This is a genomic window from Oceanospirillum sediminis (assembly GCF_014164585.1).
In the GTDB taxonomy this organism is placed as follows: Bacteria; Pseudomonadota; Gammaproteobacteria; order Pseudomonadales; family Halomonadaceae; genus Oceanospirillum; species Oceanospirillum sediminis.
In genome coordinates, this window is sequence record NZ_JACJFM010000009.1 from 133,440 (window position 1) to 152,544 (window position 19,105).

At 47.0% G+C, this 19,105-nt stretch carries 14 protein-coding genes; 7 read left to right on the forward strand and 7 right to left on the reverse strand.

All coding sequences use genetic code 11. The annotated features are described in order from the left end of the window. Nucleotides 1-8 precede the first annotated feature (8 nt). From H4O21_RS09465 to H4O21_RS09485, 5 genes are all read right to left on the reverse strand, one after another. Complete coding sequence (locus H4O21_RS09465) at nucleotides 9-518, reverse strand: chemotaxis protein CheW (protein WP_182808613.1); 510 nt, start codon at nucleotides 516-518, stop codon at nucleotides 9-11. A gap of 8 nt (nucleotides 519-526) precedes the next feature. Continuing rightward, nucleotides 527-2,971 (reverse strand): chemotaxis protein CheW, encoded by a 2,445-nt coding sequence (locus H4O21_RS09470; RefSeq protein WP_182808614.1) that lies wholly within the window; start codon nucleotides 2,969-2,971, stop codon nucleotides 527-529. Between the two features lie 33 nt (nucleotides 2,972-3,004). Continuing rightward, a complete protein-coding gene (locus tag H4O21_RS09475) occupies nucleotides 3,005-3,370 on the reverse strand; it encodes a response regulator (RefSeq protein ID WP_182808615.1) in 366 nt (121 codons plus the stop codon). A 37-nt stretch (nucleotides 3,371-3,407) separates the two neighbouring features. After that, nucleotides 3,408-4,622, reverse strand: coding sequence for a methyl-accepting chemotaxis protein (locus H4O21_RS26105; RefSeq protein ID WP_182808616.1), 1,215 nt, complete (start codon nucleotides 4,620-4,622; stop codon nucleotides 3,408-3,410). Between the two features lie 191 nt (nucleotides 4,623-4,813). Then, on the reverse strand, nucleotides 4,814-8,464 hold the full coding sequence (locus tag H4O21_RS09485) for an EAL domain-containing protein (RefSeq protein WP_182808617.1): 3,651 nt from the start codon (nucleotides 8,462-8,464) through the stop codon (nucleotides 4,814-4,816). Nucleotides 8,465-8,666: 202 nt separating this feature from the next. On the opposite strand from H4O21_RS09485, the gene H4O21_RS09490 reads away from it, so the two are divergent. Together H4O21_RS09490 and H4O21_RS09495 are read left to right on the forward strand one after the other, a co-directional pair. Then, nucleotides 8,667-9,374 carry a response regulator transcription factor gene (locus tag H4O21_RS09490; RefSeq protein WP_182808618.1) on the forward strand — a complete coding sequence of 236 codons (708 nt, stop codon included), beginning with the start codon at nucleotides 8,667-8,669 and terminating at the stop codon, nucleotides 9,372-9,374. Next, nucleotides 9,371-10,708, forward strand: coding sequence for a sensor histidine kinase (locus H4O21_RS09495; RefSeq protein ID WP_182808619.1), 1,338 nt, complete (start codon nucleotides 9,371-9,373; stop codon nucleotides 10,706-10,708). The genes H4O21_RS09490 and H4O21_RS09495 overlap by 4 nt, the downstream gene beginning before the upstream one ends. A gap of 12 nt (nucleotides 10,709-10,720) precedes the next feature. Here the strand turns inward: H4O21_RS09495 and H4O21_RS09500 are convergent, their stop codons facing one another. Together H4O21_RS09500 and H4O21_RS09505 are read right to left on the reverse strand one after the other, a co-directional pair. Then, a complete protein-coding gene (locus tag H4O21_RS09500; RefSeq protein WP_182808620.1) occupies nucleotides 10,721-11,413 on the reverse strand; it encodes a DUF2161 domain-containing phosphodiesterase in 693 nt (230 codons plus the stop codon). A gap of 57 nt (nucleotides 11,414-11,470) precedes the next feature. Continuing rightward, complete coding sequence (locus H4O21_RS09505) at nucleotides 11,471-12,565, reverse strand: substrate-binding domain-containing protein (RefSeq protein WP_220495592.1); 1,095 nt, start codon at nucleotides 12,563-12,565, stop codon at nucleotides 11,471-11,473. A 282-nt stretch (nucleotides 12,566-12,847) separates the two neighbouring features. Between H4O21_RS09505 and H4O21_RS09510 the strand changes: the two genes are divergently transcribed. From H4O21_RS09510 to H4O21_RS09530, 5 genes are all read left to right on the forward strand, one after another. After that, a complete protein-coding gene (locus H4O21_RS09510; RefSeq protein WP_182808621.1) occupies nucleotides 12,848-13,363 on the forward strand; it encodes a formate dehydrogenase subunit gamma in 516 nt (171 codons plus the stop codon). After that, on the forward strand, nucleotides 13,363-14,979 hold the full coding sequence (locus H4O21_RS09515) for a formate dehydrogenase beta subunit (RefSeq protein WP_182808622.1): 1,617 nt from the start codon (nucleotides 13,363-13,365) through the stop codon (nucleotides 14,977-14,979). Before H4O21_RS09510 ends, H4O21_RS09515 begins: the two co-directional genes overlap by 1 nt. Further along, on the forward strand, nucleotides 14,976-17,882 hold the full coding sequence (fdhF, locus tag H4O21_RS09520; RefSeq protein WP_182808623.1) for a formate dehydrogenase subunit alpha: 2,907 nt from the start codon (nucleotides 14,976-14,978) through the stop codon (nucleotides 17,880-17,882). Before H4O21_RS09515 ends, fdhF begins: the two co-directional genes overlap by 4 nt. Nucleotides 17,883-17,933: 51 nt before the next feature. After that, the gene (fdhD, locus tag H4O21_RS09525) at nucleotides 17,934-18,797 is read left to right on the forward strand and encodes a formate dehydrogenase accessory sulfurtransferase FdhD (RefSeq protein WP_255487230.1); all 864 of its coding nucleotides are present in this window, start codon (nucleotides 17,934-17,936) and stop codon (nucleotides 18,795-18,797) included. Between the two features lie 65 nt (nucleotides 18,798-18,862). After that, the gene (locus tag H4O21_RS09530) at nucleotides 18,863-19,084 is read left to right on the forward strand and encodes a formate dehydrogenase subunit delta (protein WP_182808624.1); all 222 of its coding nucleotides are present in this window, start codon (nucleotides 18,863-18,865) and stop codon (nucleotides 19,082-19,084) included. The last annotated feature ends 21 nt before the right edge of the window (nucleotides 19,085-19,105 follow it).

The following is a 19,105-nucleotide window of genomic DNA, read 5'->3' on the forward strand; positions in this document are numbered from 1 at the left end:
TATAATTATCAGACGGCCTGCATCCGGCTCTTATCTACCAGAGCCATCTCTTCGCTGGACATCAGCTTTTCAATATCGACTATGATCAGCATCTGTTCGTCAACTGTTGCTAACCCAAGAATATACTCTGAGTCAAAATTAGCAGAAAAATCAGGAGGATTTTTGATTTGATCCCCCCCAAGGCTGACAACATCTGATACACCATCCACCACAATACCCACTACTCTGTTCGACAAGTGCAATACAATAACGATGGTAAATTCATCATAATGAGCTTCACCGACATTGAACTTAATTCTCAGATCAATAATAGGCACAATCACACCACGAAGATTAATCACCCCTTTAATGAAAGCTGGCGCATTTGCAATCTTTGTCACAGCCCCATAGCCGCGAATTTCCTGCACTTTCAGAATATCCACAGCATAGTGCTCCTCACCTAATGAAAAGGTCAGGTATTCTTGTCCGAGCAGTCGGCCAAAGTCACTATCCTGGCTATCCGCAACCTGTTCAGTCATGTTTCCCCCTAAACCAGCATACCTTGAGAATGTTTTTTGGCACGCTGCTTATGCATACTAATAATTTCGGCAACATCCAGAATCAGTGCAACACGGCCAGTACCAAGAATTGTCGCACCAGACACACCATCAACTTTTCTGTAATTGGCTTCCAGACTCTTAATTACGACCTGTGACTGACCAACAAGATCATCCACAAATAAAGCAACCCTCTGACCATCTGACTCAAGAATCACCATAATACCCTGCTCAAAATCATCGAACTCGCCAGGCATATTCATCAGATCCGATAAACGGATAATTGGCAGATATTCATCTCTTATAGCAATGACAGCACCTTCACCACTAACGGTTTTAATATCGGATAGCTCTGGCTGCATAGAACCTATGATACTGGTCAAAGGCACAATATATATTTCATCCCCCAGGGCCACCTGCAACCCATCCAGAATAGCCAGGGTTAATGGCAACCTGATACTGATCCTTGTTCCTATGCCTTCCATTGATTCAATTTCTAAACGCCCGCCAAGGGATGTTATGTTTTTCTTAACAACATCCATGCCAACACCACGCCCGGAAACATCGGTCACTTCAGCCGCAGTAGAAAACCCTGGCGCAAAGATCAACTGCCAGACTTCACTGTCTGGTATGCTATCCGAAGTTACGATTCCTTTTTCAATCGCCTTGGACAGAATTCTCTCCCTGTTAAGACCGCCACCATCGTCCTGAACTTCAACAACAATATTCCCACCCTGATGAGATGCTCTTAATAAAATAGTACCTGTAACGTCTTTTCCAGCTGTGGCTCTCTTATCCGGAGACTCAATACCATGATCAAGACTATTTCTGATCAGGTGTGTCAGAGGATCTGTCAGTTTTTCAATCATACTTCGATCAAGCTCTGTATTTTCACCAACCATTTCAAGCTTGACTTTTTTATTCAGTTTACCGGCAAGATCTCTGACAACCCGAGGGAAACGACTGAAAACCAGACTGATTGGCATCATGCGAATAGACATGACAGAATCCTGTAAATCTCTGGTATTACGCTCCAGCTGGGCCAGTCCATTAGCCATTTTCTCATGCAGTATCGGATCAACTTCTGAGGCCATCTGAGTCAGCATAGCCTGTGTAATCACTAATTCTCCGACTTGATTGATAAGCTGATCGACTTTTTCAACACTGACACGGATTGAAGTTTCCTGAGGTTGTTTAGCCACTTTTTGCGCAGTATTTTTAGCAGCGCTCTGTTTGGCGGTAGAAGAGGTGGTTGTGGTAACCGGGGCTGTCACTTCAGCTCTTGCAGTACTTTTCGAAGTCGTTTTTTCAAAAGACTCACCGCCTGCCTGCTTTTCATCTACAGGCTCAAAGAAACCGTAACCATCAAATTCCTGGCCTGTATCTTCAGAGTTTTTTCCGGTAAGAGCTTTTCCAATGACATCATCATTATCTGAACCGCTGGTATCAGAGTTACTCTCTGCCAGCTGTTCAGTACTGTCAGATACCTCTATATCTTCAAAAAAGCCATAGCCGGGATCATCGCTTTCGTCTTTTTCTTCAGCACTTTCTTTACTATCAGGCGCTTCCGGTTCATCAAAAAAACCATAGCCGGGATCTTCTGCTTCTGAACTGATCTTATCCAGATCGTCAAAAAAGCCATAGCCGGGATCTTCTTCCTGATCATCAGTAGTTGTGGAAACATCTTCAAAGAAGCCAAAGGAGCCATCATCCGCATTAAGCTCTTCTTCGATAGAAATACCGTCCGGAGAAATAAGAAATTCCAGAAGCTCTTTGATATCACTTTTTGCTGAATCGGTATTCAGAGAGAAAAACCACTCCTCCCCTCCATTTTCAGGGGAATCGATGATATTCAGCTCTCCGAGTTCTTTTAAAGAATCAAAGAGCATCTCCGTATCGTCATCGGTAACGGGAAAGTGGATAAGGTAAGATCGAATAATATCTGTCTGACTACTTTCAGCAGGAACCCCGACAGATTCCTGATCGACAGTGGCCCTGTCTGAAATATCAGATGCAGGTTCTGACGGAACAACCGTTTCTCCTTTAGCCTTTGCCAACTGAACATTCAATTCCGCAATGACAGCTTTTGATGGCTCCAGATCGGGTTCAAGTCCTTCCTGATGGGCTTCAAGTAATCCTTTCAGGACGTCACCGGCCTGAAGAGTGACATCAACCATTTCATCCGTCAGTTCTGCTTCCCCCTTACGAACCAGATCCAGTAACGTTTCCAGTTCGTGGGTTACATCTGTCATGTCATGGAAGCCAAATGTTCCACTATTTCCTTTAATCGAATGAGCAGCACGAAATACGGCGTTCAGATCATCCATATCAGGAGATTGAACATCCATGTTAAGCATCAGGCTTTCCATAGTGGCCAGATGCTCGGCACTCTCTTCAAAGAAAAGCTGGTTAAACTGGCTTAAATCAAATGACATGGCAAACCATCCATATAGCAGTTTTCAGAGAGACTAGCCGACTACTTTTTTCACAACTTCCAGCAGTTTGGAAGGATCAAAAGGTTTAACCAGCCACCCGGTAGCTTTAGCAGCTCTGCCTTTAGACTTCATGTCATCACTGGATTCAGTGGTCAGCATCAGAATGGGGGTACTTCGATACTGTGGCAGAGCCCTTAAAGAACGAATGAGCGTCAGGCCATCCATCTTAGGCATATTCTGATCTGTCAGAACCAGGTCGAACTGAGCTGATTTAGCCTTATTCAAACCATCCTGACCGTCAACAGCTTCAACCACCTCATATCCGGCACCCTTCAGAGTAAATGCCACCATCTGACGAATGGAAGCAGCATCGTCTACCGTCAGAATTTTTTTGGCCATAAGATCCTCCAAACAGATCAATCACAATTAAGTTTTCTTAAAATAGTTCAATGTCACCAGACCCCATATCCTCATGGGCAACCGGTGAGTGTTTCATATTGTCAATTTTTTCTTGAGTATCTTTAAGGCGCTGACGGATATGATTCGTAATATCATGCGGTGTATCACCACCATCATTTCTCGTCATATGCCCGAGTTCTTCCATCAGATCATGAATCATATCTAATCGGGTCTTTGTGTGATCCAATAACTGAGATGTCATATCCTGGAATTGCAAGCCTGTCGTCGCCTGGCTAATATGCTCATCCACTTCATTGGCCAGCACACTCTGGCTGCTTAATGCCATTGCTGATTCATGGTTAATTTCTTCAAGACGTGACATTACCGTTTCGATTCGTTTTTTCGAATCACTGGCAAATCCCATATCAACTGATGATATTTTCTGAATAGATGTATCAGCGTTATTAAAAGAAGCATGTAAATCAGACATCAAAGAGCGAATCTGATCGCTGAAATGTGTCGTTTTCTGGGACAGGGACCGAACTTCATCAGCCACAACGGCAAAGCCTCTTCCTGCCTCCCCGGCTCTGGCGGCTTCAATCGCAGCATTAAGAGCAAGCAGGTTTGTCTGATCTGCGATATCATCAATCTCATCCAGCAGTTTGACAATACCACCTATCTTCCCTGCCATTTCATCCATAATATCCACAAGCCCCATGGCAAATTTACTGGCTTGTACAGCATTATCCATAAAAATCTCAAATGTTTCTGTCGTATCCCGGATAAAGTCAGAGAAAATAGAATCGACACTTTCACCACCAGCCAGCTGAGACGTTATTCGGTTTGTCATCTCTTGTTGCTGTCGGGTTTTGTCATGAACCTCAGTAAAATTGACGATCAACTGACCAATAGCTTCATCAAGCAGCTTTTTCACCTGATGTATTTCTTCTCTGGATTCGCGGAATTCATTAGCCAGACTCACAGAGAATTCATTAAAGGTATCGGCGGTTTCTTTGGCCATATCCTTCCCGGATTGCAGCTCTTCATCCGCACCAGTCACATGGCTGTCATATGATTTAATGGTAATAAACTGGGCCAGAAGGAATGACAGAAGAGAAAGAAAGAAAATGGCGTCAGTGTTTACACCCGTTGCCCCTAAACCAAACCAGGCTACAACTGAAACCACTAACCCAATCAGAACAGACACGAAATAGGATCTATTATCCCCCTGAACCTGCTGCGCTTGACTCATCAAAAACTCCTGTATCCGTCCAGCTACTGACAAGGCAGAAACATAGTCGGCGTATTATTATCAACACCTGTATATATTTAAAATAAATATACCTAATCGAATCTGAAAAGTCATTTTATCCATTGAAAGCACAGGATTTTTTTCCAGATTAATACAAGGATATACCGCTTTTCCTGCATAGCAAAGACTGATTAAACATTTTGTATAAAACCGGTAGCATCAACAGCAGATAGGGGCTTACTATAAAGCCACCCCTGTTGCATCTGAACGCCTTGCTTATTCAGATAATCAGCCTGCTCTGAAGTCTCAACACCTTCCGCAATCACATCAAGAGACATGCTATCTGCAATAGAAATAATAGCGTCTACCAGTACATGGTCACCACTTTCTTTATCCAGATCACCAACAAATGTCTTGTCAATTTTAATAATACTTAGCGGCAACTGTTTAAGATAACTAAGCGATGAATACCCTGTACCAAAATCATCTATTGCAATTCTGAAGCCATAATCACGCAACGCTTCAAGCTTCTGAACGGCCTCACCTGCCGGATCAAGAAACAGAGACTCTGTCACCTCCAGCGTCACACGCTCCGCTGATACATTATATTTCTCCAGAATACGGGCAAAACACTCTGTATGGCGCTCATCTGTCGAGATTTGCCGGGAAGAGAGATTAATTGCCATAGATAAACCGGGCTTATCATCACTCCAGATTGATAACTGCCTGACTGCCTCTTCAAATACCCACAACCCAAGCGGCAAAATTTGTCCGCTCTCTTCTGCCAGCGGAATAAACTTATCCGGTGGCAGGAAGCCTTTATCCGGATGAATCCATCGGATAAGAGCTTCCAGCTTCACAACCTGCTGCTCACTATCGACTATAGGCTGATAAAATAGCGAGAATTCCTTTCTTTCAATTGCCCGACGCATATCCTGCTGTAACAGCTGTTTTTCCAGCACTGCTGCCTGCATTTCTGAAGTAAAATACCGGAAAGTCTGCCGCCCGGCAGACTTAGCGGCATACATTGCCTGATCGGCATTCTGCAGGATCGCTTTAATATCAGCCCCGTCATCAGGAAAAACAGTAATACCGATACTGGCCGATATATTAGCCTTATTATCCCCTAGCTGATATTCCAGAGATAAACACTCAATCACTTTTTCCGCAATCCGATTCACATCATCCAGTAATTCAAAGTCCGGTAGCATGATCGTGAATTCATCCCCTCCCAGCCGGGCTACCGTATCAGATTCCCGAACGAGACCAGACAACCGTGATGCCACCTCTTTCAGAAGATCATCTCCCGCTTCATGCCCAAGAGTATCATTAACCTCTTTGAACCGGTCCAGATCAATAAACATCAAAGCCCCTTTGCCACCATGACGTCCAACATTAGCGATTGCCTGCTCCAGTCGATCATGAAACAGAACCCGATTCGGAATACCTGTCAACGCGTCAAAGTTTGCCTGATATCGAATCAGCTCTTCTTTTTGTTTTCTGTCAGTAATATCGGTGAAAACAGCAACATAATTCTCAACAGCCCCCTCTTCATTTCTGAGAGCCGTAATTGAGAGCCATTCAGCATACAATTCACCACCTTTTCTGCGATTCCAGACCTCGCCCTTCCAGCGACCGTAATGATGAAGCGAAGCCCACATATCTGAATAGAAGCTTTTATCCTGCTTACCAGAGCTAAGTACACCGGGATTTTTACCCAGCACTTCTTCAAGTGAATAACCGGTAATCTGGCTGAAGGCATCATTTACGGAGACAATCCGGTTACTGCTATCAGTAATGACAATAGCTTCTGCCGTATTTTCATAAACCGAGGCTGCCAGTTTGAGACGCTGATTACTCAGATGGGAATCCGTGATATCTTCAGCAATACCACCGATATTACGCAATCGCCCTTTAGCATCAAACGTGGCAAAACTGATACTCCGCACCCAGTGCAACTCACCGTCCGGCCTTATAATCCGGTACTCAATAATCTCAGCTTTTCCTGATGCCTTTCGAAACACATCCCATACACGCTCCTTGTCCTCCGGGTGAATACAATCAAAAAAACCTGTTCTGCCAGATATCACATCCTGAACAGAACAACCGGTAATTTTTTCAAACCCTTTACTGAGAAAATCGATTGTTTTCCATTCGGTATCGGCCAGCCAGAAAGCCCCTGGCGCATTCTCTGCAAATAAACGGAATCGTTCCTCACTATCCTCAAGTGCTGACTGAGCTTTCAGCATATTCGAAATATCCACCAGGTCGGCAACAAAACAGTTTTCACCTTCATAAACAATACCTTGCCCACCAAGAAGGAAAGAGACCTGCGAACGATCATCGACACGGATCAATGTCAGGTTGACTCCGGATACACCTTGCCCATTATTGATCGGCTCAAGCAGTTCATCGAAATCCTGAGGGTTACGGCAGAGCTCCCTCAAGGAACACCCATTTAACGCTTCTGGTGTAATTCCCAGCAGTCGCTGGCAGGAAGGATTACTAAAACGGACAACGCCATCCGAACAGCGGACAATCATAATCAGGCTTTGCGCAGCATCCGTCACAGCCCTTAACTGCGACTCGCGCTGTTTCAACTTTCTTTCAATGCGCTTACCTGAAGTAACATCCTGAAAAGTACCAAAAACCCTTAAAGGCTTTTTAGTACTATTCAGCTCAACAACGCCTTCACTATGGATCCAGCGTAACTCACCATCAGCCCTTACAATACGAAAATCAATCTGATAACGCCCTCCATCTTTCATAGCTTGCTGCGATGCCAGCTGAACCATGGCAATATCATCTTTGTGAACAAAAGACAGGTAACCTTTTTCGAGTAGCTCAGTTGACTCTGAATCCAGACCAAACAAGCGATAGGCTTCCTCTGACCAGAACGTCTCATCTGAAGATATATGCCATGACCAGTTACCCATTCGACCCACTTTTTGTGCCTGATCCAGCATCAGCTGCTGTTTCTCAATCAGGTTAAGCGACCTTAACTCTCTGATTCTCAACCATTGAATAGCAGCAATCACCAGCAACAGAAAAACAGTGACAATATAGATCCACTCTCTGTTTTCTAAGGGGGACTCAAAACGATCATAAGGTACAGCCCCAATTTGCCACTTCGCTCCAGGCAAATTCAGCTCATGACTGACATACTCTCCCTGAAACAGATCTGGCTGACCAAAGAAAACACTTCCGGGGGAATAATCATCCATCTTTCGGATCGCTACAACGTACTCATCCATCAGAGAGGTCAGACCTACACTTCTGTACAAACGGTTTAAACGGATAGGAAAAGACAGCAGTTGTCGAACATGGCCATCATCAGGATCAAATACCGGCATTCGTACCAGAAAAGCCTGCCCGCCCTGGAATAACTCTACCGGCCCTCCAAAACGAACAAGACCTGTTCTCATTGCCTCTTTTGCCGATACAGCCTGTTCAGGGTGGTTTAATAGATTAGCCCCGAGTGCAGCCTGATTTTCTGATTCGGGGAATACCCGTATAACATTATAAGACTGATCAATCAGACCAATATTATTAATAAGGGGGTTATTACTCAGGAACAGACTGGCAACACTTTCAAACTCTTCGTCAGGCAAATGTTCATTGATCGACAGATAAGCAGAAAGCCCTCTGACACCAATGACATTAGAGTGGATAACACTTTCGATTCTTGCAGAGACTTCCGACAGCCTGGACTGTATTTCAAATGCCTTTTTCTGATTTTGCTGATGAGTAAGTTCAGATTCCAGAACAACAGCAGCGATGATCACACCTATCATTGCAAGAGCCATTATCAGCCAGTTCAGAATAAAAGCTCTACTATTCACCTCAAACCCTTTTTTTATGCAATCAACAAAATTTCAAAAAAACTTTTAACAACAATACTTTAAAGTGATGCTAAAAAAGTTACACCCTGAATACAATCAATAAAAAACACCAGGATGTAAAAATATTGTAAATTCTCCCGTCAAAGCGTAATTCAAACCCTTTTTGACGCTAAAATAGCTTCAGAAGAAAAGAGAAGTGATTATGAACCGTATTTTAATAGTAGATGATGATGTCGCCTTGTGTGATCTGCTGAGTCAGTATCTGCAACTTGATCAGTTCCAGGTCAGTTGCCTGCATAAAGGTAACGAAGTGGTGCCTGAACTGGCTTCCGGTATGACACCCGACGTTATTGTTCTGGATATTATGCTGCCCGGCTGCAGCGGTCTGGACGTCCTGAAACAGATCAGAGAGTCCAGCCAGATTCCGGTTCTGATGCTCACAGCGAGAGGAGAAGATACAGACAGAATTATTGGTCTTGAGCTGGGTGCTGATGATTATCTGCCAAAACCCTGCAATCCCAGAGAACTGTCTGCCCGACTAAAAGCTATTCTCAGGCGTGTGGCTCCTCAACCAGCCTCTATTCAGAATACAACGCTCAAATTACCGACAGATAAGGGAGAGTTTGTCTTTGACTCCCAGGCCAGACGAGTACTTGCCGATACTCAGGAGATTCATCTGACAGCGACAGAATTTGATCTGTTTGAAGCTCTGATAAAACAGCCCGATACCACTCTGAGCAAACAACAGCTCTCGCAGGATATTCTGGGCAAACCCCTGACCAGTTACGATCGTAGCCTTGATATGCACATCAGCAATCTCAGAAAAAAAATTCCAGCCTGTATTGCCAGAACGATTGAAACAGTCAGAGGTGTTGGTTACAGATATAACCCGGCAGAAACACTTTCATGATACTGCTATTCATTCGCATATTCCTTATCTGCCTATCAGCATTACTGGTTACCAGTGCTCTGACAGCATACTGGAGAGATAAAACCGACGAAAAAATGCTGAATGAAGATATTATTTCAGATTACCAGCAGCAGATAGAAAGCGTATATAAAGAACAGGGACTTCGTGGACTCAGGCACTGGGTAAGGCAGAATAATCACAGAGCGCCTTATATTCTGCTGGTTGACTCACACTCACCTTTAGCCATCATGGGTTTTAAACCTCGTTGGGAACCCAGAGATCGTATTAACACCTGGCTTGATCGACACTGGAATAAAGAAAAAAAGCTGGATCTGACGATCCCGGAGGCTGGCAATACATCATTCTGGCTGATGATTAAACCAGAAAGGGACATGCCACCACCGCCCCCCAGACCGTTATGGCCTATCCTGCTGGCAATTATTACGATCAGCCTGTTTGTAGCTTTCTTTGTAACCCGCCCGATAAAAAGGCTGAGCAAAGATATCAGAAGCTGGCATGACAATCGTTTTCACGGCAGTATAGATACCCGAATAGCACGCCGCAAAGACTCCCTGGGAGACCTGGGTAAAGAGCTGAACGCTCTCAGCGCCAATGTCCATACTCTGCTTGAACAACAAAAACAACTGCTCAGAGATGTATCCCATGAACTCAGATCCCCTATGGCCAGAATCCGGGTTGCTTCTGAACTGCTTAAACACCCTGAGAGCAAAAACCAGGATCAGCTGATTATCAGAATTGATGATGAAATTGAAACACTGGATCAACTGGTAGAGGAGTTATTAACTCTGCAACGCTGGCAGAGCCCTGGACAAGATATTCAGGCAGAATCTTTCGACCTGCATCAACTATGCACTGAAATCAAACACAGGCTACAGATAGAAGCGGATCAGAAGCATGTTCAGATACGACTGAACGCGGATAAACCGGTGATGAACTTCTCCGGTATTGAAAAGCCACTGAAGCGCGCCCTGGAGAATATATTACGCAATGGAATTCGCTTCTCTCCTGAGGCAGGTGAGATAAAGCTACAAATAAAACAATCCCAGGATCGCTCCATACAGCTGACTATTGAAGATCAGGGGCCCGGAGTAGAAGAAGAGCAGCTGGAACAGTTATTTGATCCTTTCTTCCGGGCAGATAACGCCCGGACGCCAGGGGGTAAAAGTATCGGCGTCGGCCTGACAATTGCTCGGGAAGGCGTTCGCCTGAACAATGGAGATATCAGTGCCAGTAATAAATACGACACGGAGGGTAACCGCCAGGGCCTTGTAATCCATATCAATATCAAGGAAGCACCTCCTGCAAGCCGGTAGTTTGCAAGATAGTTATCCCACTCGACTTTTCCACTCAGGCAACTCTCTTTCACCCCGAGGGGATAAACAGTAGATCCCTCTGGCTTCGCCTCGTTCAAACCAGCCATACACATTGCGATAAAGAATATCCCGGGTTTTCGGGTTATTCAGTGAATAAGCAATATCGGACGCTTTGGCCGGACCATACACAGTAAGATAATCTGCGATAGCCAGTGCCTGCTGGCGATAGGCTGTTATCCGCCCTTTCCGGGGATCAGCCCCACCCTGATCAGGATCACCGACCCGTTTTTCAAACTCTCCTAATAAGCGTTGCTGCCTGCAACGGGACTCACGGGGCTGATATGCCCCTGGATCAAGTAATACATCAACCGCTGAAGCCTCAGTCACCTCCGAAGCTCCTGCCTCGGTATCCACGGTTATCAGGCCGAGCCCCAGCATCCGAAAAAGCTTCAGCACACGTTTACGCTGCTGTCGAAGTAAGCGATTACTTGAAGGAACAGCAACATAGACGGTTGACGATAAAGCAAGACGATCTACCGCCTGTAATACCAGATTCAGATTCAGCGCCAGCTTCAGTTCAACAATGACTGGCAGTTCATCCCTCCTGATAGCCACGACATCACAATGCTGAACTTCTCCTTTTACATCGTACCCCTGCGACTGAAGATAGCGTTTAACAGGAAGATAGAGATCTGTTTCTTTCATTCTTTGATCCAGCAACTTAACCAAAGGGCTCAATCTGCTTAGCCCTTGGTATTTTTATCATACAACCTTAGAAGCCTGACGGTCCGAAGAAGCCCACAGAGTATCGATATCAATCACATCACCACAACCTTCAGCCCGGTAACCTGGCAAAGCTTCAATGGCAGCAATAAAGTCAGCATGAGCCAGCATAGCCTGGAAACGCTCCATCGCCAGACCTTGCAAGAAATCCTGATGGCAGACCAGAAGATAATTTTCCTGCTCAACAGGAATAAAGTCCAGACCAAACCGGGCGGCCGCGGCTTCAACACCAAAACCGGTATCGGCCATTCCTGCTGCCACATAGGCAGCAATAGCAGAGTGAGTAAACTCTTCAGCGTTAAATCCATTAATCTGCTCTGGGGATATGGCGCTCCGGCACAATAATTCATCCAGCAAGGCTCTGGAACCAGATCCTTTTTCCCGGTTAATGAAGGTCACATCTTCTCGTATCAGATCCTGGAACCCCTTGATACCAAGGGGATTACCTGCTGCAACAATCAAACCCTGCTGCCGTGTAATAAAACGAATCACCTGATAGTGATCCTTTTTAATAAACTGACTATACGTATGAAACAGAGCTTCACTCAGATGCTTAACCGGAAGATGAAAACCTGCTATATCACACTGACCTCGTCCTAAAGAGGCCAGAGCATCCACGGCACTCATATACTGCAGGTCAATCTGAAAGCCATCATTGTGTTCGGGCAGCAGTGCCACCGCATAACCATGACTGGCATGAATCCTGATTACTGGATTATTTTCTTCCAGTGTTTTTCTTATTTCCAGGTTCAACTCCGATGCCAGGTTTTTCAGCTGGGGTTCCAGCCTCGCACTGACTCTCTGCTCTGCCCATAACAACTTCTCACCCAACGGAGATAGCCAGGCACCCTTACCTTTTTGCAGGATAACCAGTTCAGCACCAAAAAAATCCGTCCACTTATTTAACAGATTCCAGGCATGCCGGTATGAAATCCCGACCTGCTTTGCAGCAGCGGTTAATTTGCCAAACTCATGTACACCTCTCAGCAAATTAAAAAGCTGTGGTTCCAGCTGTCTTCCCCGTTCATCACAGAAGGTCCAGGCAGGTTTAATCTGTACTTCCTTAATAGGCATAATATTTCATATTCCAGTAACCCTGTGTTGGTGCTAACTTTAGCCTGATCAGGGGTAAATCCCAAAGAAAAATATATGAAATCAAGTTCATATTTTATAATTAAATAACAACAGTCAGAGCACAGGACCGGCCGTACACTGATACCAGGCATTGAGCAGATAAATATCTCAGTAAACACCCTATCTTCTGCTGCTTGTAGAAGGCTGCTGAATATTTCATTCATGCCGATGCTGACAGGGTTTCGGATCAGACAGGGCTCTCAGACGTGACAGGTTAGCCATATGAGTAGTTATAGAGAGTGGAATCTCCGGTCCGTGCAGGAGATTATAGGTTCTCTTAAAGATAAACCAGGCGCTCTGCTGCCTATTCTTCATGAGATTCAGAAATCCGAAGGCTATATTCCGCCTGAATCAGTGCCTTTGATTGCTGATGCTCTACAGCAAACACGAGCTGAGATTCACGGTGTGATCAGCTTTTACCACTATTTTCGTCAGACACCTCCCGGACGAAATCAGATCCAGATCTGTCGGGCAGAAGCCTGCCAGGCTCGCGGAGTCCGCACATTAGAAGCTCACGCCAAAGAAAAACTGGGTATCGACTATCACGGCACAACGGCTGATAAAGAGTTCAGTCTGGATGCTGTGTATTGTCTGGGTAACTGTTCCTGCGGCCCGACTATTCGGGTTGGTGACGATATTATCGGACGCGTCGACAATCAGAAATTTGATGAGCTGGTTGAGGAATTATCCGCAGCACCTGTCAGTTTGCAGCCGATCTCTGATGGAGAGCAAGAATAATGTCTGAGCAAATTAAAGTCTTTATTCCCAGAGATACCACCACGATCGCTCTGGAAGGTAATAAAGTGGCACGCCTGATTCAACAGGCAGCAGAGCAATACCAGCAAGATCATCCTGAAGCACAGATTGAAATTATCCGTAACGGCTCCCGGGGTGTTTTCTGGCTGGAACCTATGATTGAGGTGCAGACATCAACAGGGCGTGTCGCCTGGGGACCTGTCAGTCCGAAGGATGTCGACAGCCTGGTTGAATCGGGTTTGTTCCAGGGAGAGCAGTCGCATGATTTAGCTCTGGGGAAGGCCGAAGAGCTGCCTTTCCTGAAAAAACAGCAACGACTGACATTTGCCCGGGCAGGCATTACTGACCCTGTGTCTATTGCCGACTACCAGGCTCATGACGGTTTTAAAGGCCTGAAGAAAGCGCTGGCTCTGACAGAGCAAAATATTGTCGATGAGGTTAAAGCATCAGGTCTTCGGGGCCGGGGCGGAGCAGCATTCCCCACAGGTATTAAATGGCAAACGGTACTGGATTGCGCAGGTCCTCAGAAATATATCGTCTGCAATGCCGATGAAGGAGACTCCGGTACTTTTGCTGACCGTATGGTGATGGAAGCCGACCCGCTGATGCTGGTCGAAGGCATGACCATTGCCGGTCTGGCTGTGGGAGCAGACCAGGGCTATATCTACCTGCGTCAGGAATATCCTGTTGCTCACCAGATTCTCAATGAAGCCATCGCTAACGCATACGAAGCTGGCTTTCTCGGAGATGATATCTGCGGCAGTGGTAAGCGCTTCCATCTTGAAGTGCGCCTTGGCGCTGCAGCTTATATTTGCGGAGAAGAAACCTCACTGCTGGAAAGTCTGGAAGGTAAGCGAGGTCTGGTACGGGCTAAACCACCACTCCCCGCTATTGAAGGTCTGTTTGGCCAGCCAACGATTGTTAATAACGTACTCTCTCTGGCGGCTGTGCCTTATATTCTGGCGGAAGGCGGCCAATCCTACGCAGATTATGGCATGGGGCGTTCCAGGGGCACCCTGCCTTTTCAGCTGGCAGGCAACCTTCAGCAGGGTGGCCTGGTCGAGCTGGCGTTTGGCACCACCCTTCAGCAGCTGCTGGATGACTTTGCCGGTGGCACCGCATCCGGACGTCCTATGAAAGCGATTCAGGTCGGCGGCCCTCTGGGTGCGTATCTGCCTGAAAGCCAGTGGAACACAGAACTGGACTATGAAGCTTTCTCGGCTGTGGGAGCAGTACTGGGACATGGTGGTATTGTCGTATTCGATGATACCGTGGATATGAGTGAACAGGCGCGTTTCTCGATGGAGTTCTGTGTCGAAGAATCCTGTGGTAAATGCACGCCATGCCGTATCGGTTCAACCCGTGGGGTTGAAGTGATCGACCGGATACGCAGCAAGGAAAACCCTGAGGCCAACATGGAACTGCTGGAAGACCTGTGCGACACCATGATTCATGGTTCCCTCTGTGCCATGGGCGGAATGACACCTTTCCCTGTGCAGAGTGCCGTGCAGCACTTCCCGGATGACTGGTCCGGCTATACTCAGAAGACATCCTCAGACAGCGCACAAGAGCAAAACACCGGAGGACAGCCAGCATGATCGAGATATTTGACCCCAAAAGCCAGAATCTGGAACTGAACGTAGTCCCGGATAAAGATTATGGTACACCCGCCAGTCAGTCTGAGCAGATGATCAGTCTGGATATCGACGGCTATGAAATCACAGTACCACAAGGCACCTCTGTGATGAGAGCCGCAGCACTGGCAGATATTAATATCCCAAAACTCTGTGCATCTGATAACCTGGAGTCTTACGGTTCCTGCCGACTCTGCGCGGTAGAGATTGAAGGTCGAAGAGGTATGCCTGCCTCCTGTACGACACCAGCCGAAAGCGGCATGAAAGTGCGTACTCAGTCCGGGAAATTGGCGAAATTACGTCGCAATATCATGGAGCTGTATATTTCAGATCACCCGCTGGACTGCCTGACCTGCCCGGCTAACGGTGATTGTGAACTTCAGGATATGGCCGGAGCAGTTGGCTTGCGAGAAGTTCGCTACGGTTTCAGTGGCGACAACCATCTGGATGCGGAAAAAGATACTTCCAACCCTTATTTCACCTTTGATGCCAGCAAATGTATCGTCTGCAGTCGCTGCGTTCGTGCCTGTGGCGAAGTTCAGGGCACCTTCGCGCTGACCGTTGATAACCGGGGCTTTAAATCCACTATCAGCGCAGGTCAGAAAGAGAACTTTCTGGACTCAGACTGTGTATCCTGCGGCGCCTGTGTACAGGCCTGCCCAACGGCCACTCTGATTGAAAACAATGTGATTGAGCAGGGACAACCGGATCACAGCGTCGTGACGACTTGTGCCTATTGTGGTGTCGGCTGTTCCTTTAAAGCAGAAATGAAAGGCGAAGAAGTGATTCGTATGGTGCCTTACAAAGGTGGTAAGGCCAATATGGGCCACTCCTGCGTTAAAGGTCGCTTTGCGTTTGGTTATGCCACCCACAAAGACCGTATTACTGAACCTATGATCAGGGATTCTATCGATCAGCCCTGGAAAAAAGTCAGCTGGGAAGAAGCCATTGAATTCTCCGCTCGAAGACTACAGGAAACCCAGACTAAATACGGTCGTGAAAGTATTGGCGGTATCACCTCTTCCCGCTGTACCAATGAAGAGACTTATCTGGTTCAGAAACTGATCCGCGCCGCTTTTGGTAATAACAATACAGATACCTGTGCTCGTGTTTGCCATAGTCCGACCGGTTACGGTCTGAAAGTCACTATGGGCGAAGCTGCCGGTACACAGACCTTTGAATCTGTGCTTCAGTCTGACACCGTACTGGTTATGGGTGCTAATCCGACCGATGCCCACCCGGTGTTTGGTTCTCTGCTGCGTAAACGACTGCGCCAGGGTGCTAAGCTGATCGTGATCGATCCTCGAAGCATTGATCTGCTGAAAACCCCTCATCTGGGCAATGCGGTTCATCTTCAGCTTCGTCCGGGTACCAATGTAGCCATGATCAATGCGCTGGCTCATGTTATTGTTAGCGAAGGTCTTGAAGATGCCGACTTTATCAGTAAGCGCTGCGATGATGATAACTATCAGCGCTGGAGAGCCTTTATTCAGCAACCGGAAAATTCACCAGAAGCTGTTGAAGAGGTTACCGGTGTAGCTGCGTCAGATATTCGCAAAGCAGCACTCTGGTTTGCAGAAGCCGGTAATAGTGCCATCTATTACGGACTGGGAGTAACCGAGCACAGCCAGGGCTCTACTACGGTAATGGGCATTGCTAACCTGGCGATGGCTACAGGCAATATTGGCCGTGAAGGCGTGGGCGTAAATCCTCTGCGTGGTCAGAATAATGTTCAGGGTTCCTGCGATATGGGCTCCTTCCCTCATGATCTGCCGGGCTATCAGCATGTTGCTGACGATATCGCCAGAGCGCGTTTTGAGGCTCGCTGGGGAGTCACTCTGGATCATGAACCTGGCCTGCGAATTCCAAACATGTTTGACTCGGCACTAGCCGGAGAATTCAAGGGCATGTATGTCCAGGGTGAAGATATCGCTCAGTCAGATCCGAATACCCAGCATGTTGAAGCAGCTCTGGAAGCACTGGATATTCTGATTGTTCAGGATATTTTCCTGAATGAAACCGCTAAATTTGCTCATGTACTGTTGCCAGGTTCAACCTTCCTGGAAAAAGATGGCACCTTTACTAACGCCGAGCGCCGTATTAACCGGGTGCGTAAAGTGATGACACCACTGGGTGGAAAGCAGGACTGGGAAGTGACTGTCATGCTGTCCAATGCTCTGGGCTATCCGATGGATTACAAACATCCATCCGAAATCATGGATGAAATTGCAGAACTGACCCCGACCTTTACCGGTGTCAGCTATCAGAAACTGGAAGAGATGGGCAGCATTCAGTGGCCATGCAATGAGGAATTCCCGGATGGCTCTCCGACCATGCACGTCGAGGATTTCCCAATCGGAGAAGGTCAGTTTGCGGTCACTCAGTATGTTCCGACATCTGAAAAGTCCACCTCGCGCTTCCCGCTGTTACTGACAACAGGACGCATTCTGTCTCAGTATAACGTGGGGGCTCAGACCCGACGCACGGCTAACCAGGCCTGGCATGATGAAGATATTCTGGAAATCCATCCGGCCGATGCAGAGTTGAGAGGTATCAGCGATGGCGACTGGCTGGGTATCCGCAGTCGCGCCGGTGATACAGTGATGCGAGCCAGCATCAGTGAGCGCATGCAGCCAGGCGTGGTTTATACTACATTCCACCATCCGGGCAGTGGCGCTAACGTGATCACAACAGACAGTTCAGACTGGGCAACCAACTGTCCTGAGTATAAAGTAACGGCCGTTCAGGTTGAGAAAGTCAGTCAGCCCTCACAATGGCAGCAAAACTTCCGCCGCTTTGAGGATGAACAGCTCGAGCATCTGCGTAAGGGCCGTGAAGAACAGGCTCAGGCGATACGGGTACGCTGATTTATTTTCCGGGTATTACGGGCAGAGATACTCTCTGCCCGGACTGATTCTATGAGATCACAGGGTATGCAGCAGCTTAAATCAGATCATCAACAGGCTGACACGACTCCGTCACGGGGATACACCACCAGAGCGGTGCAGCGCTGGTCACAGTCGGCTTCAGGCTGGTCTTCTGAAGATTTGCTGGACAATCTGGCAGAAGAACAACCCGTTGCTCTGGTTTACAACGGCATTTCTCATGCGGTTATGATGGCCACACCGGATCACCTGGATGAGTTTGCTCTGGGCTTCAGTATCAGCGAAGGACTGATACACTCCCCATCAGAAATTTACGATATTGACGTCACTCGGCAGTGCCAGGGCTGGTCAGTCAATATTGAAATTTCCAGCCAGCGTATGATGGAACTGAAGCAGAGACGGCGTAATCTTGCAGGCAGAACGGGATGTGGCTTATGCGGAACAGAATCTCTGGAGCAGGCTATCCGGCCATTAGCTTCCGTTGATGCTGCGCCGTTGCCATCACCGGATACGATTGAACAGGCCCTGTCAGAAATGACAGCCCATCAGTCACTGAAAAAAATGACCGGAGCATCTCACGCTGCCGTGTGGGCTGATTTAACAGGCCAGCCTCTGGCAATCAGAGAGGATGTCGGTCGCCATAATGCACTGGATAAACTGATTGGCTATCTGGTAACAGAAAAAACAGACCTGAAACAGGGCTTTTTACTGATATCCAGTCGGGCCAGCTATGAAATGGTGCAGAAAACCGCCAGTGCCGGTATCAGCAATCTGGTAGCTATCTCTGCGCCTACGGCTCTGGCTGTAGAACAAGCTGTGCAAAGTGGAATCAACCTGATTGCTTTCGCCCGGAATCAGCGTTTTATTCTTTATACTCAGAACAATACAACATTCTGAGATCAGACAGAATCATTAAAGCAGAGCAAGCAGGCTCTGTTTGATTGACAGGACAGGAGTAAGTTATGCGTACTCAACGGGAACAACTGCTGGTTATGCTGAACCAGATTATTGATAACAACAGCTATGACAGAAGTCCGGAACAGACGGCTGACGCTACGGCCACTCATTTGCAAAAGTTCTGGGCCAGATCGATGAAACAGCAAATTATTGCTTATATGGATGAAGACGGCAGTGAGCTGTGTGAAACCGGTCGACTGGCAGTGCAGAAACTACAAAGTATCTGAGCAGCACTTCTGTAAAAGGAA